This is a genomic window from Nonlabens xylanidelens, assembly GCF_002934445.1.
Classification (GTDB): Bacteria; Bacteroidota; Bacteroidia; order Flavobacteriales; family Flavobacteriaceae; genus Nonlabens; species Nonlabens xylanidelens.
This window is the reverse complement of the sequence record NZ_PTJE01000001.1, coordinates 497,749-520,873: the sequence shown is the minus strand read 5'-3', so window position 1 is coordinate 520,873 and position 23,125 is coordinate 497,749. Positions and strand designations below refer to the sequence as shown.

Sequence of the window (23,125 nt, the reverse complement as noted above, 5' to 3'; positions counted from 1 at the left end):
TTTGTTTTATCAAACCACAAGATATGAAAACGCTTTTCTCGATTATTTGTCTATTAATTGCCTCTTTTACTTTTGCGCAAACTACTGTTTCAGGTATTGTACTAGATGAAGAAAAACAACCTGTTATGGGTGTAAATGTTTACCTAGAAGGTACTTATGACGGTACTACTACAGACATCGAAGGAAAATTCTCATTTTCTACAGAAGAAACTTCAACAGGAATATTAATTGCCAGCTATATAGGTTATGAAGATTATAGATTAGAAGCTCTTATAGTAGATATGGTGGGTTTAAAATTACGCTTTCGCGAAAGCTTAAACGCATTAAACACCGTAGTCCTAAGCGCAGGAAGTTTCAGTGCAGGAGATAGTTCTAAGGCCAGTGTTTTAAAACCGTTAGATATAGTTACTACGGCTGGTGCGGTGGGCGATTTTGTAGGTGCGTTACAGACCCTACCGGGAACATCTAATAATGCAGACGACGGCCGCCTTTTTGTACGTGGTGGTAGTGCAGAAGAAACCCAAATTTTTATCGATGGTGCTCGTGTTTTCAGACCCTTTACACCTACTACTGGTAACATTCCTACACGTGGTCGTTTTTCACCGTTCTTATTTGACGGTATTTCATTTTCTACCGGTGGTTATAGCGCAGAGTATGGGGACGCACTTTCTAGTGTATTACTCTTAAATACAAACGATGTGCCCAAAGAAGAAAAAACCGAAATAGGAATCATGAGTTTAGGAGCTAATTTGGGCAACACAAAAATTTGGGGTAAAAACAGCATTAGTTTAAATGCCCAATACATTAACCTAGCTCCGTATAATGAGTTGGTTCCCCAGAATAATCAATTTGAAAAACCCTATCAGTCTCTTAATGCCGAAGCTGTTTTTAGACATCAATTTGATAAAGGACTTTTTAAAGCATACAGTGCATATTCCTATAGTGATCTAGCATTGATTCAAGAAGATATTGATATAGAAGAAGGCTTCTATTTTGGATTAAGAAATAGAAATTATTATGGTAATTTAAATTATAACGGTTATTTATCAGATAGTTGGAATATAGAAACAAGTTTAAGTCTAGCACATGATAATAATGACATGACCATAGAAACCACAAAAATAGATGCTGTAGAAAATGCACTGCATGCTAAATTTAAATTGCAAAAACGATACAATAATTACTTTAAAATCAACATGGGTGTAGAACAGTTTCTTATTAATTATAAGGAAGATGTGTTAATGGAAAACGACACTTTTGAAACCGGTATTAATCATGGAATAACCGGTGCTTTTACAGAGGCTGAGGTTTTTGTTTCTAAAGATCTCGCCTTTAAAGCAGGTTTACGTGGCGACTATTATGGAGCCAGTGATCAATTTAAAGTGTCACCAAGATTAAGCGCTGCGGTAAGTATCAATCCATCTTCACAATTCTCTCTAGCTTATGGTAATTTTTATCAATCTGCTCAAAATAATGTGCAGCAGTATGACAAAGAACTCCAACCAGAAAATGCCCAACATTACATCGCAAACTTCCTTTATAAAAAGAACGATCGCATGTTTAGAGCAGAGGCTTATTATAAAAAATACGATCAGTTATTAACATACAACACGACTCGTGTACAATTTGATAGCGATTTAAGTAACGATGGTGACGGTTATGCCGCTGGATTAGATCTATTCTGGAGAGATGAGAAATCTATTAAAAATCTAGATTATTGGGTAAGTTACTCTTATTTAGATACGCAACGACAGTTCCGTAATTACCCTATAGAGGCAACACCTAATTTTGCAACAGATCATAACTTCAGTATGGTGACTAAATACTGGATAGAAGACCTACAATCTCAAATAGGAGCCACCTTTAATTATTCCAGCGGCCGTCCATTTACTAATGCAAATAAGACAGGTTTCTTAAACGATAAAACCAGCTCGTTCCAAAGCCTTAATTTTAATTGGGCCTACCTTATTGATCAACAAAAGATATTATACTTCTCAGTTTCAAATGTGTTGGGTAGAGATAACGTTTTTGGTTATCAATACAGCGACACACCAGATGTTCAAGGACAGTTTAACCGTCGTACGATAGGCCAGGCAGCAGACCGTTTCTTCTTTGTAGGTTTCTTTTGGACCATAGGCGGCAGCGATAATCAGTTGGATAATCTGTAAGAATTAACGAAATCAGTATTTACAAATCACAAACACCCAATTCTTATTTTCCCTCGAGGGAAATGCCGATAGGCAAAGGGTGTTTGCGGTGGAATAAAAATGTCAAAACAACAATTCAGATACTAGTTTTTACAGTTGGGTTTGTTCCGCTTTCGCGAAAGCGAGATCACCATTATCATTGTATCATAAATCAAGTAAATTATTTATTATGAGAACTATAGCTACTACTTTAATTTTATTTTTCACATTAACTCTTACCGCACAATCTGGATATGAAAAAGCCATGAAAAAAGGACTGGAATTAATGCAAACAGATTTACAGGCAGCATCACAACAATTTGAACGTGTCGCAAAAGCAGAAAAAGAAAACTGGTTGCCATCATACTATGCAGCGCTATGTAATATCAATGGGTCTTGGGGTAATAATCCTAAAGAACAAACTTTATTAACCATGAATAAGGCACAAGAATTTATAGATAATGCAGAATTGCTCTCTGAAAACAACCCAGAAATAATGGTCTTACAAGGTATGTTAAACACCTGTTGGATTCAATACGACAGCCGTGTTTATGGTATGAAACTGTCTGGTGAGACTAATGCGATTTATGAAAAAGCGATTCAAATAGCTCCAGAAAACCCAAGAGTAATAAGTAATAGAGCGCGATGGTTAATGGGTAGTGCAAAATTCTTCGGTAAAGATATTACTCCTTATTGCGGTGAGATTGATAAAGCCATCACATTATTTGAAAATGAAAAGCCAACTGGTTTTAACCCTAGCTGGGGTAAAAGCGGTGCACTAGATGCAAAAAAGGAATGTGAGTAAGTACCTAAAAATTTATTGAATCTATTTTAAAATGCCAAGTGTTCCTCTTGGCATTTTTCTTTTGAAATAGTTTTCAGAGGCAGTGTTAGTCTCAGCGATATTCAGAGACGGTACTTTTTGATCTTATCGCCTTAGCTCTATATTCAGGCTTTCCCTCGAGGGAAATGTCCGCAGGACAAAGGGTGTTTGCGGTTGAGTAAAAAAATCAAAAATCAGATATCGCTAATCAATTCCCGCTTTCGCGAAAGCGAATCTCTACTAAATCAATTTATTAGTTAGAAAACAAAATATTTTAAAATTACTGTGCGTTATCTAGTTGCACCTCAATTAGTTTCTATAATTTTATAGAAATTCTCAACTAACCACTAATTACCAACCTATTTTGATCAAAAAAGCACTTCTATTCCTGTTTTCGTTGCTTATTCTAGCTTCTTGTAACACAAAAACTGACGAAGAAAAACTCCAAGAACAACAAAATGAATTGTTCAAATTTAGGGAATACGTCAGTCAGGTTTCTGATCATGTAATTTCTACTAGAGAACCTATAGTTATCAAATTAACCGAACCTGTAGAAGGGTGGACTGTAGGCAAAGAATTAGATGCTAGTTGGGTGAAATTAAATCCTAGTGCTTCTGGTAAATTGACAGTTCTAGATGCACAAACGGTATCTTTTTTACCAGAAAAACCTTTAAAAGAAGATACGGAATATGAGGTGAAGTTTAAGCTGGATAAAGTAAGAGAGGTAAGTGACGATTTAAAAGAATTTACTTTTAATTTTAAAACCATTGCTCAAGACTTTATCGTAGGTACAGATCCTGTAGGAAGTTATCAAAGCGATTATCAATATATCAATGGAACCATACGCTCTAGTGATATCATGGATTTAGAAAATGCAAAGAAGTTAGTTACCGCAACATTAAATGGTAAAAATCTAGCGGTAAAATTCCCTAACTCAACGGCACTCGGTAAATATTTTGAATTTAAAATAGACAGCATACAACGACCTGTAGAAGATGGTGAAGTAGAAATTTCATGGAATGGAAATAGTATAGGCGTCGCCGATAAAGGTAATAACACGATTACACTACCTGGTAAAAACAGTTTTTCTGTAACCGATATTGAACTGGTTAATGGAGATGTACAGTACATTTTAATCAACTTTTCTGATCCTATAAAAAAGGGACAAAATCTAGATGGAATGATCCAGATAGAAGGTGTTGATAAAATGAAATTTGAAAGTAATGGTAATGAATTGAAGGTATATCCTTCAAAAACGGTGACTGGTTCTAAAAAGGTTGAGGTTTTTACAGGTATTTCTAGCGTGGCTGGTTATAAACTTAAAAATGGCTTTTCTAGCTTCATTGCTTTTGAACAAGTAAATCCAGAAGTAAAACTAGTGAGATCGGGAACAATTTTACCGTCTTCTCAAAATTCAAAAATTAATTTTAAGGCGGTTAATCTTAATGCAGTAGACGTTTGGGTTTATAAAGTATTTAATAATAACGTACTTCAGTTTTTACAGAACAATAATATAGGTTCTACAGGTAATCTACGTAATGTAGGTAGACCAGTTGCTCGCAAAGTAATAGATATTAAAGCAACAGGTAACGATGTAAATAAATGGAATACATATTCTGTAGATCTTAGTGAGGTGATCGCTCCAGATCCTGGAGCTATTTATAGAGTAGAGTTTAAATATAAGCTGGCATACAGTGCTTATAAATGTGAATACACGGCAGAGAATCAGCCAGAAGTAGAAGAAATAGATTACGACGATTCCTTTGAGGCTAGCAGTTGGGATAGTGCACAAAACTATTATTATGATGACGAGTACGGTTATTATGATTATAACTGGAGAGATCGTGAAGATCCATGCTCTCATTCTTTCTATAGAAATAAATCAGTTAGTACAAATGTCCTAGCAAGTGATTTAGGTATAACCGTTAAAAAAGGAGATGATAACAGTTATTTAATAGCAGTAAATGATATCATTACTACCAGACCTTTAGGTGGTGCACAAGTAAAATTATATAACTTTCAACAACAAGAGATAGCTAGTTCTCGCACAGATAATCAAGGGTTATTAGACATAAGACTAGATAAACCAGCATACTTTGCACAGGTTACTTATAATAATCAATATGGTTATGTAAAACTGGACGACGGTCGTGCACTGTCGGTAAGTAAATTTGATACCTCTGGTAAAAAATTAAGTAAAGGAATTAAAGGTTACATCTATGGAGAAAGAGGCGTGTGGCGCCCTGGTGATAATATTTACCTCACCTTTATGCTTAATGATGCCGATAATAAATTACCTAACGGTCATCCTATTAAATTAGAATTAAGAGATCCTAATGGTAAAATCACGCATAGTGATGTGCAAAAAAATGGATTAAATAACTTCTACCAGTTTGACTTAAAAACAGATGATAATGCGCCGACAGGAAACTGGAATGCAAAAGTTGAGGTAGGTGGTGTTACTTTTAATAAAACACTAAAAATAGAAACCATTAAACCCAACCGTTTAAAGGTGAAACTATTTTTTGATCAAGAAATAATTAAGTCCGGAGATAATGTATACGGTTCTTTAAATGGTATGTGGTTGCACGGCGCAATTGCCAAAGGTCTTAAAGCAAATATTACGGCAAAGTATTATGCAACTACTACAAGTTTTAAAAAGTATGAGAGCTATGTTTTTGATGATCCATCAAGATATTTTGATCTTCAAGAATCAGAGATTTTTGATGGTCAGTTAGATCAAAGTGGAAACGCTAGTTTTGATTTTGAACCTAACATGGATTCTCAAGCTCCAGGAATGTTAAAAGCGAGTTTCCTTACTAAGGTGTATGAAAACGGTGGAGACTTCAGTACAAATGTGACTACTAAAACCTATTCTCCTTATGATACCTATGTAGGTATGAACGTACCACCAGGAGACAAGCAAAGAGGAATGTTGCTTACAGATACAGATCATAAATTTGATGTAGTAACTGTAGATCAAAGCGGTAACCCTAAGGCGACTCAAAATCTTGAGGTAAAAGTTTATAAAGTAAACTGGCGCTGGTGGTGGCAATCTCAGTCAGGTAGCCTTTCTAGATATGAAGCTCAGGAATACCGAGAAGAAGTGTATAACAACACGATCAATACCAACTCTAGCGGTAAAGGAACCTTTAAATTCTCACTTAAATATCCAGAATGGGGAAGATATTTAGTGCGCGTTTATGATCCAGAATCAGGACATTCTACCGGTAAAATTATTTATGTAGACTGGCCAGGTTGGGCAGGAAAAAGCCGTAAAGTAGATCCAGAAATGGCATCTATGCTTGTTTTTAATGCAGATAAGAAAACCTATAAAGTAGGAGAGAACGCAAAAATCACATTCCCGTCTACCGCAGGTGGACGCGCGTTAATCACCGTAGAGAATGGAACCGAAGTTCTAGACGCACAATGGGCAGAAACTAAAGACAAACAAACAGAGGTAAGCATACCGCTCAATAATCTTTATGTGCCTAATGTGTATGTGCATATCACTTATTTGCAACCTCATGCACAAACGGCAAACGATCTTCCATTGAGAATGTATGGTGTCATACCATTATTAGTAGAAAATGCGGCAACGCATCTAGAACCACAAATTAAGATGCCTAAAGAACTAGCGCCTAAAACTAGCGCTAAGGTTACTGTAAGTGAGAAAAATAACAAAGCAATGACCTATACACTGGCCGTTGTAGATGAAGGATTACTAGATTTAACTAACTTTAAAACACCTAACGCATGGGACACGTTCTTTGCACGTGAGGCGCTAGGAGTAAAGACTTGGGACATCTTTGACGATGTTATCGGTGCTTATGGAGGTCGTATAGATGCCGCATTTGCTATAGGTGGTGATGGTAGCGCAGCAGCTTCTAAGGCTAAGAAAGCAAATAGATTTAAACCTATGGTCATTCACTTAGGACCATTTACACTTCAACCAGGCGAGAAAAAAACGCACACTATTAACATACCTCAATATGTAGGTTCTGTGCGCACGATGGTAGTAGCTGGTAATGACCGCAGTGAAGCCTACGGTAGTGCCCAGGTTGCAACTCCAGTAAAGAAACCATTAATGATGCTGGCATCGCTTCCGCGAAAGCTGTCACCTGGAGAAACAGTAAAATTACCGGTTACCATTTTTGCTATGGATGATAAGGTAAAAGATGTAAAAGTGACCTTAGAAAACTCACCATTCTTTGAGTTATTAAATGGCAATACACAGCAATTAAAATTTACAGAAACAGGAGATCAAATCGCTTATTTTGATGTAAAAGTTAAGAATGCATCTGGAATAGCAAAGTTAAAACTTTCTGCAAGAGGAAATGGAGAGACCGCTGCTTATGAGACAGAAATAGATGTGGTCAACCCAAATCCATACAGTACGATTTCAGAAAAAGCAATCCTTAAAGTAGGAGAAACAGCTACTATTGCTGTAAACCCTTTTGGAACTAAAGGAAGCAACGCTTCTACTATTTCATTCTCTAGTTTACCAGCGATGAACATAGGTAAACGATTAAATTACTTAATACGTTATCCACATGGTTGTGTAGAGCAAACCACTAGTGCAGCATTTCCACAACTGCACCTTGCCAGCGTGATTGATTTAAATAGCAATCAGCAAAAAGAAATCAGTTCTAATATAAAGGCAGCGATAAATAAATTAGGTTACTACCAAAAAGCAAACGGTGGTTTCTCTTACTGGCCAGGCAGTGGTAGTGTAAATGACTGGGGTACAACCTATGCAGGACACTTCATTATCGAGGCCGAAAAAGCTGGTTATACAGTTCCTATTTCGTTCAAATCTAACTGGATTGCTTATCAAAAAAGAGTGGCAAAACAATGGCGTTATAACAATCACAATGACTTGTACCAAGCCTATAGATTATACACACTAGCAGTAGCAGGAGCACCAGATTTATCTTCTATGAACCGCTTACGCGAAAACGCAAACCTTTCTAACGATAGTAAGTTGAGACTAGCTGCAGCATATGCATTAGTAGGTCAGAACAAGGCTGCTGAAGAGCTTCTTTCAAAGAGTAATATAGATTTTCAACCTAAGAAATACGATTATAGAACCTATGGATCTCCACAACGTAATCGTGCAATGGCGTTAGAAACCTATACGATCATGAAAAAGGATGAGCGTGCCAGAAAACTTATGGAAGAAATGGCTAGAAACTTAGATTCTGACCGTTATTATAACACGCAAGCACTAGCTTATAGTTTTATTGCTATCAGTAAATATGCAAACCACATAGGTGGTAAAGGCGTTAACGTAGAATATACTTTTAAAGGTAAAACTAGTAAAGTATCGAGTATAAAAAGCATCGCAAATCGCAATCTAGATATAGACGAAAATCAAACAACCGTTACTGTAAAAAACAACGGTAGTAACACGATTTTTATCACCAATGCTATGACAGGTAAATTACCAGTTGGGACTGAAAAAACAGCACAAAGTAATTTAAGAGCTACCATTACCTATACCGATAAAGATGGAAATACGGTAGATGTAAGTAAGGTGACTCAAGGAACAGAAATTACTGCAGTAACTACTATTACTAACACAACTGGTTCTAGAATAGAAGATGTAGCACTTACTCAAATCTTACCATCTGGTTGGGAAATAGTAAATACTCGATTTACAGATTATGGAGCACAAGAAACTAACAGCAGTATAGATTACACAGACATAAGAGACGATCGTGTCAACTATTATTTTGACCTAAAAGGTAAAGAAACGCTTACTTTTAAAACTACTATTAACGCCAGTTACTTAGGTAAATACTATCTACCAGGTTTACAATGTGAAGCGATGTATGATGTAGATTATATCGTGAGAAATAAAGGACAATGGATTGAGGTGGTGAGATAGATATTTTCAATTACGATTTTTAAGCTTTCCCCTTTTTTAAAAGGGGAAAATTTAATTCGTGTACGAATTAAATAAGGGGTTTTGCGGTGTTAGAATATGTCAACGTACTTAAATAATTAAATACAGATTGTTGCGTCATTCCGCTGCATAGCAGAATCTCTTGGAAAATTCTCAGCGATTGTTGAATATTAAGACTCTAATACGATCTTTAGCCGTTCCACAACTTGTTTTACTTTAATAGAACTAGTCGCTTTTTTATAACCTTTCACCACTTTATTCCCAAAAATAGAAGTAGGTACTAGAGGGAATTTATCTCTATTTGCGGTTAATTGATTTTCTTCTGGTTGTGCATAAGGAGCAAAACCTGCATAAGGATGTGTGTTACCCCATAATGTAATAACAGGAACGCCATATAAAGCTGCTAGATGGCCGTTACCACTATCCATAGCAATCATGGCGTCTAGTTGAGACATAACGCTTAATTCGTTCTCAAATGAAGTAATGCCTGCCATATTAATGACATTTGAGGTGGTGCCAGCTATAATTTGCAGTTGTTCTTGTTCTTTCTTCCCACCACCGAATAGAAGTATCGTTATTTGATCATCTTGAGAGATGGCCTTTACGAGTTTCTTTGCTTTTTTTATAGTTACCGCTTTGGTTTCATGTGCAGCAAATGGTGCAAAACCTACCCATTTTGATGTTTTTCTACCTATTTGATCATGAATTTGAGGTAAAACGGCTTTTTTGGGTAAGAACTCGTTTCCTTTTAATTCGACTTTAAAACCTAACTCACGCAGCACGTTTGCATAGCGCTCTGTACTGTGTGTTAAGGGTTTAAAAAAAGTAGGATCGTTGATTAATTTCTTTTTTTCAGCGCGTCCTTTATCAATTTTAGATTTAGGGATTCCTCTTAAAAAAGTACGTAATATTTTACTGCGCAGCACATTATGAAAATCTGCTACGGCATCTATTTTAAGAGCCTTAATTTCTTTAGAAAGTCGGTAGAGTCCAGATACACCTTTGTGTCTATTATCTACATCGGCTTCTATAAACGTGATGTCTGGAATATGCTCTAGGATGGAACGGAATCGCTTTCGCGAAAGCGCAACTATCTCAACACTAGGATAATCTCTTTTTAAGGCTAATAAAACAGGAACGCACATGGCAATATCGCCCATAGCGCTTAGTCTAATGACGAGTATGCGTTGAGGTAGCGGCATGATTTATTTTAGAGCTCTGAGGACTGGATTAAGTTCGTCATCATTATACATTTTCATCTGTTTGTAGACTTTCATATACTTGTCACCATTAGAGATATCTTCTAACAGTTGGTCTAGTGCCGTCGATAAATCTACACGTTGTTCTAGAAGAATGTCTAGTTTTTTACTACAAGCATCTAGGTGATCTTGAGAAGCATCGGTACGAGTAGCTTCTTCATTCATGTGGTATATTTTTAATGCAAGAATAGACATACGGTCTACAGCCCATGCTGGACTCTCTGTATTGATAGTCGCATTATCCTTAACCGTTACATCGCTATAAAGGTCTAAAAAATAACCATCTACATACTCTACCATGTCGGTACGATCTTGATTACTAGCATCTATCTTACGTTTAAGAGTAAGTGCAGCAACTGGATCTATTTGTGGATCTCTGATAATGTCTTCATAATGCCATTGTACAGTATCTATCCAGCACTTGCGATATAATAAATGCTCTATAAGGTTAGAATTACGGTCGTATGGGTTTTCAAAATCTTGATCTACCGTATTCACTACGTGATAGGTATCGATAACAGTTTGAAAAATTTTATTGGCTTTATCTGAAAACATATTCATTTTTTAAAAGTGCAAATATAAAGATTTAAGAACGCTCTAGAATCTAAGAATAAATAGAACTACCATAGTTATAAATGGAATCCATAATAGACTTTCTTTAACGATCTTATTTTCGGTTTCTTGTACCATTCTTGCGATAAATATAGACAGTAATGGTATTAATAGTAGGGCGCTACCGTTCATTACAAAAAATAAAAAGCCGCAAATACCAGAAAATCCTAGTACAGAAAATCGAGATCTAGCACTTATGGATATTTTAGGAAACCCAAATAAAAGCGCGATAGACATGATGAGACCTAGACTACTTACTATAGAAGAAACAGCAAATAATACATCTATCTCAAAGTTTATGTAGTAAAAACTTAGATCAAATTTATTAAATATTCTAAGGAAGAAATTTGTGCCTATATATTGATCTAGAGTAAATGTAAGTATAGATACACAAGCAATTGCGATAAAAGGTAGGGTCCAATAATTAATATTTTTAAAAGCATAAATGACGATACTTAAAAATATAACGATAAAGAATAATGCACTCCAAGAGTGAAATACGGTAGCTAGAGAAACCCATAAGGAAGCATCAAATATTTTTCTAACCAGCCCTCTTCTAGTACGCATACTAAGCAATCTCCTTAATGCGAGTAAGATACAGGTGTATGCTATAAATATTTGCATATCAGAGAAGTATACTAATCCTATGACGAGTAAACAGCTGTAAATCCATAAGGAAAATGAGTTGTTATGAGTAAGCTCATTTTTAAGTGTTATAAACTGAAAAATAGCTATGGATGCCATGGCTAGAACAGAAATCCAAATGTATTTCCAACCTAGAAAAGGATGGTCTATTACAAAATAACCTACCATAATTGCCACCATCAAAAATGTGATGATGTAATGAATGGGTTTACTAGTTTTAAAAAAACTGGAAAGCATAGAGATTTTTAACTATTTTTGCAGTCGTAACAAGCAATTTACAGCAATGGAAACTTTATTAGACGCAATAGTAAGCTTATTTGAACTTATTTTAATTCCTTTTGATGCCTTGAGAGAGCTAGAAAACTCTAGTTGGTTTCTTGCAAACACTGTATCATGGATCGCAATAGCTATCCTAGTGGTTGCTTTTGTGTACTGGATGAAGCAACTTAAAGAGTACGATAAGGATGAGGATAAAACTCAAACTGGTCACTCTTTCTTAGGATAAGAAATCACTTTTTATAGGTCAAAACCTATATCAGTTCTATAATACATCTTATCAAAACTTAGTTTATCTAGGTTTTGGTAAGATTTTTTTAGTGCCTGTTTGAAATCAGGTCCAAAACTAGTTACCGCCATAACGCGACCACCGTTAGTCACTATTTTTCCATCTTTAAGAGCAGTACCGGCATGAAAGACTATGCTGTCTTCTACATTTTCTAGTCCAGATATTACCATTCCCTTTTCATAGGCTTCTGGATATCCACCTGCCACACACATGACTGTTGTCGCACTTCTAGAATCTAGGATTAGGTTTTCTTTGTGTAGTTCCGCTTTCGCGAAAGCGTGTAAATGAGCCAATAAATCGCTAGAAATACGAGGTAAGACTACTTCTGTCTCTGGGTCTCCCATTCTCACGTTATACTCAATTACTTCTGGTTCTCCATCTACGATCATTAAACCTATGAATACAAATCCTTTATAAACGATGTTCTCTTTTACAAAACCGTTAATAGTAGGTTTTATAACGCGTTCTTCTATTTTTTGCATCAACACATCGTCTGCAAATGGAACTGGAGATACAGCGCCCATTCCACCAGTATTAAGACCAGTGTCGCCTTCTCCTATACGTTTATAATCCTTTGCAGTAGGCATTACTTTATAAGAAGTACCGTCTGTCATTACAAAAACACTCATCTCGATACCGTCTAGAAATTCTTCTATCACGACTTTATTAGATGCCTCACCAAATTTGCCACCTACCAGCATTTCTTCTAGAGATTCTTTTGCCTCGTCTGCATGCTCGATAATAAGAACACCTTTACCGCCAGCAAGACCATCTGCTTTAAGAACATATGGAGGTTTAAGACTATCTATAAAAGACATTCCTTCTTTAAGATTATCCTTAGTAAAACTTTTATAAGCTGCAGTAGGGACGTTATTACGTTCCATGAATTCTTTGGCAAATTCTTTAGAACCTTCTAGAACAGCACCTTGTTTAGAAGGTCCTATAACGTTTACATGTTTTAACTCTTCTGTCTGGAAATAGTCATAAACACCTTCTACTAGTGGTGCCTCTGGACCTACTATAATCATAGTCACATCATTATCAAGGACAAATTTCTTTATTGCAGGAAAATCTGTGATGCCCAGGTCTACATTAGTTGCTATTTCATGAGTACCTGCATTTCCTGGTGCTACGTATAGCTTGTTAAGAAGTGAACTTTTAATAATCGATTGTGCAAAAGCGTGCTCGCGGCCACCGCTTCCTAAAATGAGAACATTCATGAGTTGTGTTTATGGAATGCAAAAATAAGTTTTACCTTGCTCAATGATAGCTTGATTTATCAAAATGCCACTAAAACTTTTTGACAACATATTAAAACTACAAGGTTTTGAGATCAATACAGCTCGTAAAGAGTTTGATAACTTGGTTTCTAACGGTAATGTAGGTTTGCAAAATCGCAAAGAATCTATAGTAAAACACCATCTTACTAACAATCATTTTTACAATAGTTTAGTTGTGAATAAAGAGGTGTTATGGAAAGATTTACCTGTTTTAAGTAAACGTAATTTACAACAACCGCTGCACGAGCGACTAAGTAAAAGTTATACCGTAAAGAACATTTTTAAAGGTAAAACGAGTGGTTCTAGTGGGCACCCATTTACTTATGGTAAAAATAAGTATGCACACGCTATGACTTGGGCAGCATTTCACCATGCTTATGAGCAGCATGGGATTAATTTAAACACTTCTTTACAAGCTCGTTTTTATGGTATTCCTTTAAGCGGTAAAGGAAAATATCTTGAGCTTATTAAAGATTTTGTGAGCTATCGCAAGCGCTTTCCTATTTTTAATATGAATGATGCGGTTCTAGAAAGCTTTCTCAACAAGTTCAAGAAAAATAAATTTGAATACTTAAATGGTTATACGAGCAGTATTGTATTACTAGCTAAGTATTGCGAGCAGAAAAATACGGTTCTTAAAGATATTTGCCCAACTCTTAAAATTTGTATTGTAACAAGCGAAATGCTTTTTCCAGATGACAGATTATTGTTAGAGAAATGGCTAGGAATTCCTGTTATAAATGAATATGGAGCAAGCGAAGTAGGATTAATAGCTATGCAAAATACTCAAGGAAACTTTGAGGTCAATCAGCAAAATCTGTATGTTGAAATAGTAGATAATGACAACCAGCCAGTTCCTGACGGAACGATAGGTAGAATTCTAGTTACAGATCTTTATAATCTAGCACATCCTATGACACGTTATGAAATAGGAGATTTGGGTAGTTTAGAAACTTTAGAAAATGGAACTAGAATATTAAAAGACCTACAAGGTCGTACTAGTGATATAGCAATACTACCTAGCGGTAAAGTTGTGCCAGGATTGACTTTTTATTATGTTACTAAAACGGTCATAAAAGAAGATATAGATATTCTCGAGTTTGTGGTCATTCAGAAAAAGCCAGATGCTTTTGAAATTCAGTATGTGAGTAAAAGTGAGATAAATACATCTGTAAAAGAGAGTATTCAAAATGCCATGGATGAATATCTAGAACCAGGATTATCCTTAAAATTTACAAGACTTGAGGTTCTTGATAGAAGTAAACGTGGCAAGTTGAAACAGTTTATGAGTGAGGTTTAAGATTTTAAAACTTTTTCAACGCAACCTATTAGATGTAACAGCATCTTACTAGTAAACTAAACCAAATGAAAAAGATTATTCTATTTTTATTCGTCTCAATAGTATTTGTGAGTTGTAATTCTGATGATGATTCTACTTCAGTGCCAATTACTTTAATTTCAGAAAACAGTTTACACGGTAATGGACAAGAAGGTATTATTGAACAAAATAGGGTTATAACTGACAGTGTTACTTGGAATAACTTGATAGCCTCAATGGATTCTGTAAATATGGTATCAGATCAATTTACAGAGACTATTATAGATTTTAACACATATACAGTTATCGCTGTTTTTGATGAGGTGAGACCTTCTAGTGCATACGATCTAGAAGTTCATATCTTCCAAAACACCTCTAATATTATTGTGGATGTAAATAATATCAACTTTGGTGAAAACGAATTTAACATAGTTCAACAACCGTTTTACATAGTGAAAATTGAAAATAGTAACTTACCTATTGTTTTTCAATAAATTATTCGCTTTTTAAGAAATCGACTTTTACCTTCATCCTATTCTTCACAATAAACTGCTCATAAAAGAATCGCAACATCATCCAGCAGCTTTTAATAGTAGAATATCCCAAATGCGATCTATACACGGCATAGTTATACTTGATAAGGTCCAGTTTATTTGAGGATAAACCATCTCCTAAACGGTAACTAGCTATGGGTTCTTGAATACCTATGGCACTACCTGCTTTTTTAACGATATCTAACCACATCGCCCAGTCTTGTCGTTTACGTAAATTAGGAACCGCTATTTTACCTAAAACAGCAGCGTTATATATACCGGTTAGATTACCTAGGTAATTACTTTTATGTAGTTTTTGATACGTTAGCTTTTCAAATACCTTGTGGATAGCTATGGGCTTTTCTGGTATGGTTTTAAAAATTTCATAAGCACCATAACAGACTAGCGCATCTTGAGACTTCATAGCGTTAATTTGAGTTTCTAGCTTATGTTGTTTCCATAAATCGTCTGCATCTAAGAAAGCGATGTAGGTGCCAGTTGCAGCATCTATGCCTTTGTTTCGTGTTATTCCAGCTCCAGAATTAGTGGTGTTCTTTAAGGTAATAAAAGTTATTTCTTGAGAAGAGTTTTTTGCTGCATACGCTTTCGCGAAAGCATAACTACCATCAACACTACAGTCGTCTATAGTAATAATTTCTAGCGGTCTATGAGTTTGGGATATAATGCTGTCTAGAGATTCTTGAACCGTTGCCATGCTGTTATAAGTAGGCATTATGATAGAAACGAGGCTCATCTAGTAGGCTTTTTCTTCACCTTTAAAAACATTTGCAATGGTTTTAAAGATGATTTTTATGTCTACAGCAATATTCCAGTTTTCTATATAATAGATATCATTGCGCACGCGTCCTTTTATGTCTTCTTCAGTTTCTACCTCGCCTCGATATCCACTTACTTGTGCTAGTCCCGTAATGCCTGGTTTCACAAAATGACGCACCATAAACTTATCGATACGCTCTGCATACATGTGTGTATGGCTTACCATATGTGGTCGCGGTCCTACCACACTCATATCTCCTAGAAGTACGTTAAAGAACTGTGGCAACTCGTCTATACTGGTCTTGCGTAAAAATCTTCCAATTTTAGTAATTCTAAGATCACCACGTGTTACCTGATGTAAATGTGCGGTCTTATTAGGGACCATAGATCTAAATTTATAACAAGTAAACTCTTTGTAATCTAGTCCATTACGTGCTTGTTTAAAAAAGACAGAGCCTTTAGATTCTAACTTTATGATGATAGCAACTATAGGTGTTAACCAGGACATAACAAATAGAATAACAAATAGGGAAAAGATAATATCAAAGGCTCTTTTACCAAATTTATTTGCGACGTCATCCAGTGGTATTTCTCTTAAAGAAAGCACAGGTGTCAGGCCGTAATAGTCATAATGCAACTGCTTAGAAAGTACAGCCTCGGTGTCTGGTATAAATTTGAGAGTTCTCAAATTATTATCTGCAAAGTCAGTGAGTTCTACTAGTTGATCATTATTCAACTCTTTAACAGAGCAAAAAATCTCGTCTATTTGATGTTCTACGACCCATTCTAGAAAACTGTTTATGGAGAACGCAGGAGAATGTACATCGACTACTTTTTTAGAACGATAACCATAATCTGTATGTATCTCAAAGAACTCATTTAAACGCTCTGTTTCTTCATTTACACCTAGTATGGCAACATTTCTATAATTACCACCTAGAACACTTCTATAATTCTTAAGAATGAAAAACAGACTTATTTTAATGATAGAGATGCTAGCTACTGTGGCAGCTATATAATTAAAGATAAGAGTAGACTCTCTATTTAAATCATAGTAATAACCAAAAAAGGCAAATACCACAAAACCAAAAAAGACAGATTGCTTTGCAAGGCGCATGAGTAAAGTGGTCAACTTTGTATTCCTGCGTATCTTGTAAAAGTCTAGTTGCATAGATACGATAATCCAGCAGATACCTATAAAAATGCTATAAGTGAGTAGGTCAAAATTTTCTACAAAAAAATAAGACGCAGCAAGAATGATCAAACCTAAATCTACAACGTAAGAAAGAGGTCTTATAAAACCAGAAAACCGGCCATTACGATAGGCTATACTATCTGCGGATATGTTTTGTAAAGTCTTTGTGGTCACGTTTGTTTAATTCTGCAGTAGATAACGATTTGAAATAATCATAAGTTAACTTCATTCCTTCTTCTCGACCTACCTTAGGTTCCCAATCTAGAATTTTCTTTGCAAGTGAAATATCTGGACGTCTTTTGAGTGGATCGTCTTGAGGTAAATCTCTATAAACTACTTTCTGGTCAGTTCCAGTCATGGATATAATTTCCTCAGCAAAATCACCTATAGTAATCTCATTAGGGTTACCTATGTTTACAGGGTCAGAATAATCACTAAGTAGCAATCTATAAATTCCTTCTACCTGGTCATCTACATAACAAAAAGATCTGGTTTGTGACCCATCACCAAAAACGGTAATGTCCTCACCTCTCAACGCTTGCCCCATAAAAGCAGGAATTACACGACCATCGTTAAGTCGCATTCTAGGACCATAAGTATTAAAAATACGTACGATTCTAGTTTCTAGACCATGAAATCTATGATAAGCCATAGTCATCGATTCTTGAAAACGTTTTGCCTCATCATAAACACCACGCGGTCCTATAGTATTTACATTACCATAATAACTCTCATCTTGAGGGTGCACAAGTGGATCTCCATAAATCTCACTAGTTGAAGCGATTAATAGACGTGCATTTTTAGCTTTGGCAAGACCTAGTAAATTATGCGTTCCTAGAGAACCTACCTTTAAAGTCTGGATAGGTATTTTTAAATAATCAATAGGACTTGCTGGACTGGCAAAATGCAGGATATAATCCACATCACCAGCAACATGCACATAGTTAGATACATCGTGATTATAGAATTCAAAATCTTCATGAGGGAAAAGATGTTCTATATTTTTAAGATCACCAGTAATAAGGTTATCCATTGCTACCACACGGTAACCTTCTTTAATAAAACGATCACAAAGGTGTGAACCTAAAAATCCAGCCGCACCAGTAATAAGAACTCTTTTTTTCATTTAATAGATAATTGAATAAGATCGTAAAGATAGCAAAATTGAAAGGGTAGTAATGCCGCTTTCTTTGGAATCATAAAAGCGATGGCTTTAATGAATAATATTCATATTCATTTTCTGTCTTTACGTTCTTCATCTCTTTCCCATTTTAAACTGTCTAACATAATATTCCAGTGATTTGTTTTAAGAGAGAAAACCCTAGGGTCTATTTCTTTAAGTTCAGATAAAAGTAATTCATAACTTTGATCAGTAAATTCATTTTCAAAAATTGAATTAGGTTCTAATTAAATTATTTAAGAAGGAATCGATTTTAAGGACACACTGTGCAAAGCATGAGAGGTTAGAATTAATTAATATTTCTTCAAAAAAATTATCGTGATTAAAATAAATAAATTCTTCTGTTGCTATATTTATAGCTACAGGATCTCCTGATCCATTAGATCCTATTGATAAGAAATTATCGTAGTTAATATCTTGTAATTTCCACAGATAATTGACTGTCTTAAGGTTCTTTTCTTTTAAATTTTCAAAAGAAAATTCCCAACATTCTGATGGCATTCCTATTTCTCTCAAGAAATCAAAATTGACTGAATTATAGTTATTACTTTTATTGTCAAAGTATAGAATTTCACTTGCTATAGTATTCCATTTTCTTAACTGATCTTTCTTTAGCATTATAATATTTTTTCAAAAATAAACTCATTAGGATCTAAAATAACACCATCATACCTATCGAGTTCTTCTCGCGCTGCAACACCTGGAAAATCACCTTTGTAATCTTGCATATCTGTCATGATCTGGAAATGAAGATGTGGTGAATAACCGCCGTTTTCTCCTGGTTTTCCTAGAGTTGCTATGGTCTCGCTTTCGCGAAAGCGGAATCCAACAGCCCATTTATCCATATCACTTATAGAGAGATGTCCATAAAGTGTGTAGAGTTTCTTGCCCTTGAAATCATGTTCTAAGATTAGGGTAGGTCCATAATTCCCTGCGTCGTCATTGTGCGCATAACTATGTACCACGCCATCCATAAAAGCATGAACGCTTGTGCCAGCTGGAGCCCAAAGGTCTATTCCCATATGGATGTCGCGTACCACACCAGCCTGGAATCTAGCCGATTTTCTATATAAGGCGCGTTGTTCTAGATAACCACCATGAGCGATGTATTTACCGGTTAGGGTACGCTTTTCTTCTAGATATTTTTCAAATGTAGAGATGTCACTCACATCGTTCTCATTCCAAAAAGTATTATTAACCGATAGGTCGATAGGGAAATAATCACTTTTACTGTATGCAGGATCGATAAGATGTTTAAAAGACATAAGCAGAATAGTTGATTAAGAGCTAGCAATTTAACAAAATAAGAAAGCTTGTGTTATGGATAGTCGCTTTAAATCTTCAATTAATTGCCGTATTTTTAAACCAAAGAATTTTGATATGATCAATAGAACGGTAAAAGGTGTGGAAGAGGCACTGGAAGGCGTTAAAAGCGATATGACTTTAATGGTAGGTGGTTTTGGACTGTCTGGTATTCCAGAAAATAGCATCGCGCAGCTAGTAAAATCTGGTGTAAAGAATCTGACTTGTATTTCTAATAATGCTGGTGTGGACGATTTTGGACTTGGGTTATTACTTCAAGGAAAGCAAATCAAGAAAATGATCTCTTCTTATGTAGGAGAAAATGATGAGTTTGAACGACAGATGTTGAGTGGAGAGCTGGAAGTAGATCTTATCCCTCAAGGTACGCTAGCCGAAAGGTGTCGCGCTGCACAAGCTGGTATCCCTGCATTCTTTACTCCAGCTGGTTATGGTACTGAAGTAGCCGAAGGTAAAGAGGTACGAGACTTTAATGGAAAACCACATATTCTAGAACATGCCTTTAATGCAGATTTTGCTTTTGTGAAAGCATGGAAAGGTGATGCCGCAGGAAATTTAATATTTAAAGGTACAGCACGTAATTTTAATCCAGTTATGTGTGGTGCTGCAACCATTACTGTTGCTGAGGTAGAAGAACTAGTCCCTGCAGGAGAATTAGACCCAAATGAAATTCATATTCCGGGAATTTTTGTGAAGCGTATTTTTCAAGGTGAGAAGTATGAGAAACGTATTGAGCAAAGGACTGTTAGGAAGAGAGAATAGTTAAATTGGAGAAAGTAAGAACAGATTCCGCATCAAGTGCGGAAATTCAATGTCAGTTCGAGCGATAGTCGAGAACGTTTACCAAAGAAAAAATCATGTTAGATAAAATAGGAATAGCAAAGAGAATAGCACAAGAAGTAAAGAATGGTTACTACGTTAATCTAGGAATAGGAATTCCTACACTGGTAGCAAACTATGTCCCTGAAGGAATGGAAGTAGAGTTTCAGTCAGAGAATGGTGTTTTAGGAATGGGACCTTTTCCATTTGAAGGAGAAGAAGATGCAGACGTTATTAACGCTGGTAAACAAACTATTACTACCATGCCAGGAGCAAGCTTTTTTGATAGCGCAACAAGTTTTGGGATGATACGTGGACAGCATGTGGATCTTACTATTTTAGGAGCTATGGAAGTAGCAGAAAATGGAGACATTGCTAACTGGAAAATACCAGGGAAAATGGTAAAAGGAATGGGTGGCGCTATGGATCTTGTAGCTAGTGCAGAAAATATAATCGTTGCCATGATGCACACTAACCGCGCTGGAGCATCAAAACTGCTTAAAAAATGTTCTTTACCTCTTACTGGGGTAAACTGTATCAATAAAGTAGTGACTAATCTTGCAGTTCTAGAAGTAACTGATAAAGGTTTTAAACTCTTAGAACGTGCGCCTGGTGTAAGCGTAGAAGATATTCAAAACGCTACCGAAGGAACACTGATTATCGATGGAGATATTCCTGAGATGAGTATTTAAAACTTTTTACTTCCCAAGGGTAGAATTAATTCTACCCTTGGGAATCAAATCATAAGTATGGATTACAATATCCTAAAAAAGTCACTTCAAATGGTGGCAGATTTTGCTCAAAATACTCATAGTATAAATACGGTTTCTGAGTTTTTAATTGTTCATGAAAGAAACCTAAAAATGTTACATCACTATGTCGTGGAGCATAATGATGATTTTGTAAAAGAATTATTGACTTCTATACCACAAATCTCACCTACTGAAGTGAAACAATATATAGAACATGATCGTGGTCTTGCAACTAATAAAAGAGGTGGGCTATACACTTTAATAAAACTGTTTATGAATAACGGTAAAGAAGATATCGAAGTTCTTAAAGAGAAATTTGACTTTATAGCAAATCGCAATAATACCATCATTATGATTTTGAATAATAGTGGTTTTTAACTAAGCTTAAAACAGCTTTTTAGAAACCAACATGCCAAGTATTTGTCTTGGCATGTTTGGTTAAAGGCGATAAATTAAGATATTGATCTTCATTCTATTATCGATAAAGAATTTAAACTAAGCCAACGCATATTGTTGGCATGTCAATTTTAAAGCTTTGTTATTTCTGTTTTACAAATCTTACATTATTCTTAGTTGAAGAACCCATTTCTTCTTCAGATGTTTGATTTACAATGAGTACAGAATCATTTAATGTTGTTATTTCCCACACTTTGTCGATAAAACCATATTCATTCCATAACTCTAGTGTTATATATTCATTTGAGCCACTTATATTAAAAGGTGATTTTACCGTTTCAAAATATACATCAGAATATATTGTGTCTTTTTTAAATGTTAGTAATGGAGGCCATATTACTTTTAAACCTTTAGGACCTGGTAATAGAGACATAGGGTGTTTTTCTAAATCTTGAACATTATCATTATAATCTAGAAAGTTTTCATTAATCCATTTCCCTTGTAATAACTTACGGTTCCATTTTTCAGGCCTTTCATTCATTACAAATGTATAGGTAGGATTTTTCAAAGAATAGCCGGTTATCGTTTCATTTGTTTTACTAGTAATAAAATAACCGTGCATTTCTGATGTTATACTTTGTAAGTACAAAATAGTACTTCCTTCTTTTTGAACAATTTCCCATAAAAAGCAATCTGGTGGATTATCAAAACGACAGAATGTAGAATCTTGAAAATCAAAAAGAAGATTTACTTTTGAAGTAGTATAATTAAAAGTCTTCCCTATCAAATCATCTTTAGTAATAATTGGTTTTTCAGAATTATTACAGCTTACTGATATAAGAATTAGAAAGGTAATGAGAAAGAAGTTTTTCATGTTGAATTTTTATTCAATCTTTAGGTAGCAATCGATCTCCGTAAAATAAAGTCAAAATAGAGATTATTAAACAAGGAAATAGCATGGAGTAAATTCCAGTAATCCAGGCCTTACCAAAGCCCATTGAAATGAGACACATAATAAAATAAGCTATGTAGCCTGTTCCATACTTTAGAAGTCTTTCTCCGTTTGACATTTTAGAGGTGAAAAACACGATACAAATAGGCAAGAAAAAACTAGTAATCACACCGCCAAATCGACTATTTATATTTGTATTTTGATCAAGAGTTAAAAATCCTATAATTCCCATTAATGCGATATTAAAAACGATTAAAAAGAAGTAGTGAGTAATAATGGTAACAATATTATTATCGTCTGAGTTTTCTTTTATTAAGTCAGAAGTCGAGATCTTTAAAACTTCACAAATTAATTCTAAAGTAGAATTTCTAGGTGTTGTTTCGTTTTTCTCTATACGTTGAATCGTTCTTAGATTTACTTTAGAAAGCTCTGCTAATTCTTCTTGAGTTATTCCTTTTTCTATCCTCAAAGAACTAATTCGATTACCAATAAATTCCATTCGTTTTTTATTTTTCATAAACCTATTGAATTTACTAAAAAATAAAGTGATTTTCACCTGTCACTTTCTTGACAAAGCAGTGACATTTAATGCCAAATATTGAATA

At 35.2% G+C, this 23,125-nt stretch carries 20 protein-coding genes; 9 read left to right on the top strand and 11 right to left on the bottom strand.

Annotated elements, in window-relative coordinates; all coding sequences use genetic code 11:
* Positions 1 to 23 precede the first annotated feature (23 nt).
* The 3 genes from LY01_RS02340 (at position 24) to LY01_RS02330 (ending at position 8,899) form a co-directional block, all read left to right on the top strand.
* Positions 24 to 2,168: a TonB-dependent receptor gene (locus tag LY01_RS02340; protein WP_104514194.1), complete on the top strand. Its 2,145-nt coding sequence runs from the start codon at positions 24 to 26 to the stop codon at positions 2,166 to 2,168.
* A 208-nt stretch (positions 2,169 to 2,376) separates the two neighbouring features.
* Positions 2,377 to 2,991, top strand: coding sequence for a hypothetical protein (locus LY01_RS02335; protein WP_104514193.1), 615 nt, complete (start codon positions 2,377 to 2,379; stop codon positions 2,989 to 2,991).
* Between the two features lie 382 nt (positions 2,992 to 3,373).
* Positions 3,374 to 8,899 carry an alpha-2-macroglobulin family protein gene (locus LY01_RS02330; RefSeq protein ID WP_245890610.1) on the top strand — a complete coding sequence of 1,842 codons (5,526 nt, stop codon included), beginning with the start codon at positions 3,374 to 3,376 and terminating at the stop codon, positions 8,897 to 8,899.
* Positions 8,900 to 9,087: 188 nt separating this feature from the next.
* Here the strand turns inward: LY01_RS02330 and LY01_RS02325 are convergent, their stop codons facing one another.
* From LY01_RS02325 to LY01_RS02315, 3 genes are read right to left on the bottom strand one after another with little or no spacing between them, the layout of a single operon-like run.
* Positions 9,088 to 10,119: a glycosyltransferase family 9 protein gene (locus LY01_RS02325; protein WP_104514192.1), complete on the bottom strand. Its 1,032-nt coding sequence runs from the start codon at positions 10,117 to 10,119 to the stop codon at positions 9,088 to 9,090.
* A 3-nt stretch (positions 10,120 to 10,122) separates the two neighbouring features.
* Complete coding sequence (locus tag LY01_RS02320) at positions 10,123 to 10,731, bottom strand: DUF4254 domain-containing protein (RefSeq protein WP_104514191.1); 609 nt, start codon at positions 10,729 to 10,731, stop codon at positions 10,123 to 10,125.
* Between the two features lie 42 nt (positions 10,732 to 10,773).
* On the bottom strand, positions 10,774 to 11,670 hold the full coding sequence (locus tag LY01_RS02315) for a hypothetical protein (protein WP_146080357.1): 897 nt from the start codon (positions 11,668 to 11,670) through the stop codon (positions 10,774 to 10,776).
* Between the two features lie 46 nt (positions 11,671 to 11,716).
* On the opposite strand from LY01_RS02315, the gene LY01_RS02310 reads away from it, so the two are divergent.
* Positions 11,717 to 11,938: a DUF6341 family protein gene (locus LY01_RS02310; RefSeq protein ID WP_104514717.1), complete on the top strand. Its 222-nt coding sequence runs from the start codon at positions 11,717 to 11,719 to the stop codon at positions 11,936 to 11,938.
* 11 nt (positions 11,939 to 11,949) lie between these two features.
* Here the strand turns inward: LY01_RS02310 and purD are convergent, their stop codons facing one another.
* Positions 11,950 to 13,218 (bottom strand): phosphoribosylamine--glycine ligase, encoded by a 1,269-nt coding sequence (gene purD, locus LY01_RS02305; RefSeq protein ID WP_104514189.1) that lies wholly within the window; start codon positions 13,216 to 13,218, stop codon positions 11,950 to 11,952.
* 64 nt (positions 13,219 to 13,282) lie between these two features.
* Between purD and LY01_RS02300 the strand changes: the two genes are divergently transcribed.
* Together LY01_RS02300 and LY01_RS02295 are read left to right on the top strand one after the other, a co-directional pair.
* On the top strand, positions 13,283 to 14,578 hold the full coding sequence (locus LY01_RS02300) for a phenylacetate--CoA ligase family protein (RefSeq protein ID WP_104514188.1): 1,296 nt from the start codon (positions 13,283 to 13,285) through the stop codon (positions 14,576 to 14,578).
* A 65-nt stretch (positions 14,579 to 14,643) separates the two neighbouring features.
* The gene (locus LY01_RS02295; RefSeq protein WP_104514187.1) at positions 14,644 to 15,090 is read left to right on the top strand and encodes a hypothetical protein; all 447 of its coding nucleotides are present in this window, start codon (positions 14,644 to 14,646) and stop codon (positions 15,088 to 15,090) included.
* A 1-nt stretch (position 15,091) separates the two neighbouring features.
* On the opposite strand, the gene LY01_RS02290 is transcribed toward LY01_RS02295, so the two are convergent.
* The 5 genes from LY01_RS02290 to LY01_RS02270 form a co-directional block, all read right to left on the bottom strand.
* The gene (locus LY01_RS02290; protein WP_104514186.1) at positions 15,092 to 15,883 is read right to left on the bottom strand and encodes a glycosyltransferase family 2 protein; all 792 of its coding nucleotides are present in this window, start codon (positions 15,881 to 15,883) and stop codon (positions 15,092 to 15,094) included.
* Positions 15,884 to 17,275 (bottom strand): undecaprenyl-phosphate glucose phosphotransferase, encoded by a 1,392-nt coding sequence (locus LY01_RS02285; protein ID WP_245890609.1) that lies wholly within the window; start codon positions 17,273 to 17,275, stop codon positions 15,884 to 15,886.
* Entirely contained in the window at positions 17,238 to 18,227 is a 990-nt protein-coding gene (locus tag LY01_RS02280; protein WP_104514185.1) for a UDP-glucuronic acid decarboxylase family protein, read from the bottom strand. Before LY01_RS02280 ends, LY01_RS02285 begins: the two co-directional genes overlap by 38 nt.
* A gap of 270 nt (positions 18,228 to 18,497) precedes the next feature.
* The gene (locus LY01_RS02275; protein ID WP_104514184.1) at positions 18,498 to 18,899 is read right to left on the bottom strand and encodes a hypothetical protein; all 402 of its coding nucleotides are present in this window, start codon (positions 18,897 to 18,899) and stop codon (positions 18,498 to 18,500) included.
* A complete protein-coding gene (locus LY01_RS02270; protein ID WP_104514183.1) occupies positions 18,899 to 19,546 on the bottom strand; it encodes a peptidoglycan DD-metalloendopeptidase family protein in 648 nt (215 codons plus the stop codon). The genes LY01_RS02275 and LY01_RS02270 overlap by 1 nt, the downstream gene beginning before the upstream one ends.
* 115 nt (positions 19,547 to 19,661) lie before the next feature.
* On the opposite strand from LY01_RS02270, the gene LY01_RS02265 reads away from it, so the two are divergent.
* The 3 genes from LY01_RS02265 to LY01_RS02255 all read left to right on the top strand — a co-directional run bounded on the left by LY01_RS02265 (position 19,662) and on the right by LY01_RS02255 (position 21,550).
* The gene (locus LY01_RS02265; protein ID WP_104514182.1) at positions 19,662 to 20,363 is read left to right on the top strand and encodes a CoA transferase subunit A; all 702 of its coding nucleotides are present in this window, start codon (positions 19,662 to 19,664) and stop codon (positions 20,361 to 20,363) included.
* Positions 20,364 to 20,458: 95 nt separating this feature from the next.
* Entirely contained in the window at positions 20,459 to 21,112 is a 654-nt protein-coding gene (locus tag LY01_RS02260) for a CoA transferase subunit B (protein WP_104514181.1), read from the top strand.
* A 57-nt stretch (positions 21,113 to 21,169) separates the two neighbouring features.
* A complete protein-coding gene (locus LY01_RS02255; protein WP_104514180.1) occupies positions 21,170 to 21,550 on the top strand; it encodes a hypothetical protein in 381 nt (126 codons plus the stop codon).
* A gap of 160 nt (positions 21,551 to 21,710) precedes the next feature.
* On the opposite strand, the gene LY01_RS02250 is transcribed toward LY01_RS02255, so the two are convergent.
* Both LY01_RS02250 and LY01_RS02245 read right to left on the bottom strand, forming a co-directional pair.
* Positions 21,711 to 22,442 (bottom strand): hypothetical protein, encoded by a 732-nt coding sequence (locus tag LY01_RS02250; protein WP_104514179.1) that lies wholly within the window; start codon positions 22,440 to 22,442, stop codon positions 21,711 to 21,713.
* Positions 22,443 to 22,455: 13 nt separating this feature from the next.
* On the bottom strand, positions 22,456 to 23,037 hold the full coding sequence (locus tag LY01_RS02245) for a helix-turn-helix domain-containing protein (RefSeq protein WP_245890608.1): 582 nt from the start codon (positions 23,035 to 23,037) through the stop codon (positions 22,456 to 22,458).
* Between the last annotated feature and the right edge of the window lie 88 nt (positions 23,038 to 23,125).

Excerpts from the sequence above, each read along its gene's own strand:
- LY01_RS02290 (WP_104514186.1), bottom strand. The coding sequence starts at position 15,883 with ATGAGCCTCGTTTCTATCATAATGCCTACTTATAACAGCATGGCAACG.
- LY01_RS02245 (WP_245890608.1), bottom strand. The coding sequence starts at position 23,037 with ATGAAAAATAAAAAACGAATGGAATTTATTGGTAATCGAATTAGTTCT.
- LY01_RS02315 (WP_146080357.1), bottom strand. The coding sequence starts at position 11,670 with ATGCTTTCCAGTTTTTTTAAAACTAGTAAACCCATTCATTACATCATC.
- LY01_RS02310 (WP_104514717.1), top strand. The coding sequence starts at position 11,717 with ATGGAAACTTTATTAGACGCAATAGTAAGCTTATTTGAACTTATTTTA.
- LY01_RS02260 (WP_104514181.1), top strand. The coding sequence starts at position 20,459 with ATGTTAGATAAAATAGGAATAGCAAAGAGAATAGCACAAGAAGTAAAG.
- LY01_RS02300 (WP_104514188.1), top strand. The coding sequence starts at position 13,283 with ATGCCACTAAAACTTTTTGACAACATATTAAAACTACAAGGTTTTGAG.
- LY01_RS02265 (WP_104514182.1), top strand. The coding sequence starts at position 19,662 with ATGATCAATAGAACGGTAAAAGGTGTGGAAGAGGCACTGGAAGGCGTT.
- LY01_RS02255 (WP_104514180.1), top strand. The coding sequence starts at position 21,170 with ATGGATTACAATATCCTAAAAAAGTCACTTCAAATGGTGGCAGATTTT.
- LY01_RS02340 (WP_104514194.1), top strand. The coding sequence starts at position 24 with ATGAAAACGCTTTTCTCGATTATTTGTCTATTAATTGCCTCTTTTACT.
- LY01_RS02325 (WP_104514192.1), bottom strand. The coding sequence starts at position 10,119 with ATGCCGCTACCTCAACGCATACTCGTCATTAGACTAAGCGCTATGGGC.
- LY01_RS02280 (WP_104514185.1), bottom strand. The coding sequence starts at position 18,227 with ATGAAAAAAAGAGTTCTTATTACTGGTGCGGCTGGATTTTTAGGTTCA.
- LY01_RS02320 (WP_104514191.1), bottom strand. The coding sequence starts at position 10,731 with ATGTTTTCAGATAAAGCCAATAAAATTTTTCAAACTGTTATCGATACC.
- LY01_RS02275 (WP_104514184.1), bottom strand. The coding sequence starts at position 18,899 with ATGCTAAAGAAAGATCAGTTAAGAAAATGGAATACTATAGCAAGTGAA.
- LY01_RS02250 (WP_104514179.1), bottom strand. The coding sequence starts at position 22,442 with ATGAAAAACTTCTTTCTCATTACCTTTCTAATTCTTATATCAGTAAGC.
- purD (WP_104514189.1), bottom strand. The coding sequence starts at position 13,218 with ATGAATGTTCTCATTTTAGGAAGCGGTGGCCGCGAGCACGCTTTTGCA.
- LY01_RS02295 (WP_104514187.1), top strand. The coding sequence starts at position 14,644 with ATGAAAAAGATTATTCTATTTTTATTCGTCTCAATAGTATTTGTGAGT.
- LY01_RS02335 (WP_104514193.1), top strand. The coding sequence starts at position 2,377 with ATGAGAACTATAGCTACTACTTTAATTTTATTTTTCACATTAACTCTT.
- LY01_RS02270 (WP_104514183.1), bottom strand. The coding sequence starts at position 19,546 with ATGTCTTTTAAACATCTTATCGATCCTGCATACAGTAAAAGTGATTAT.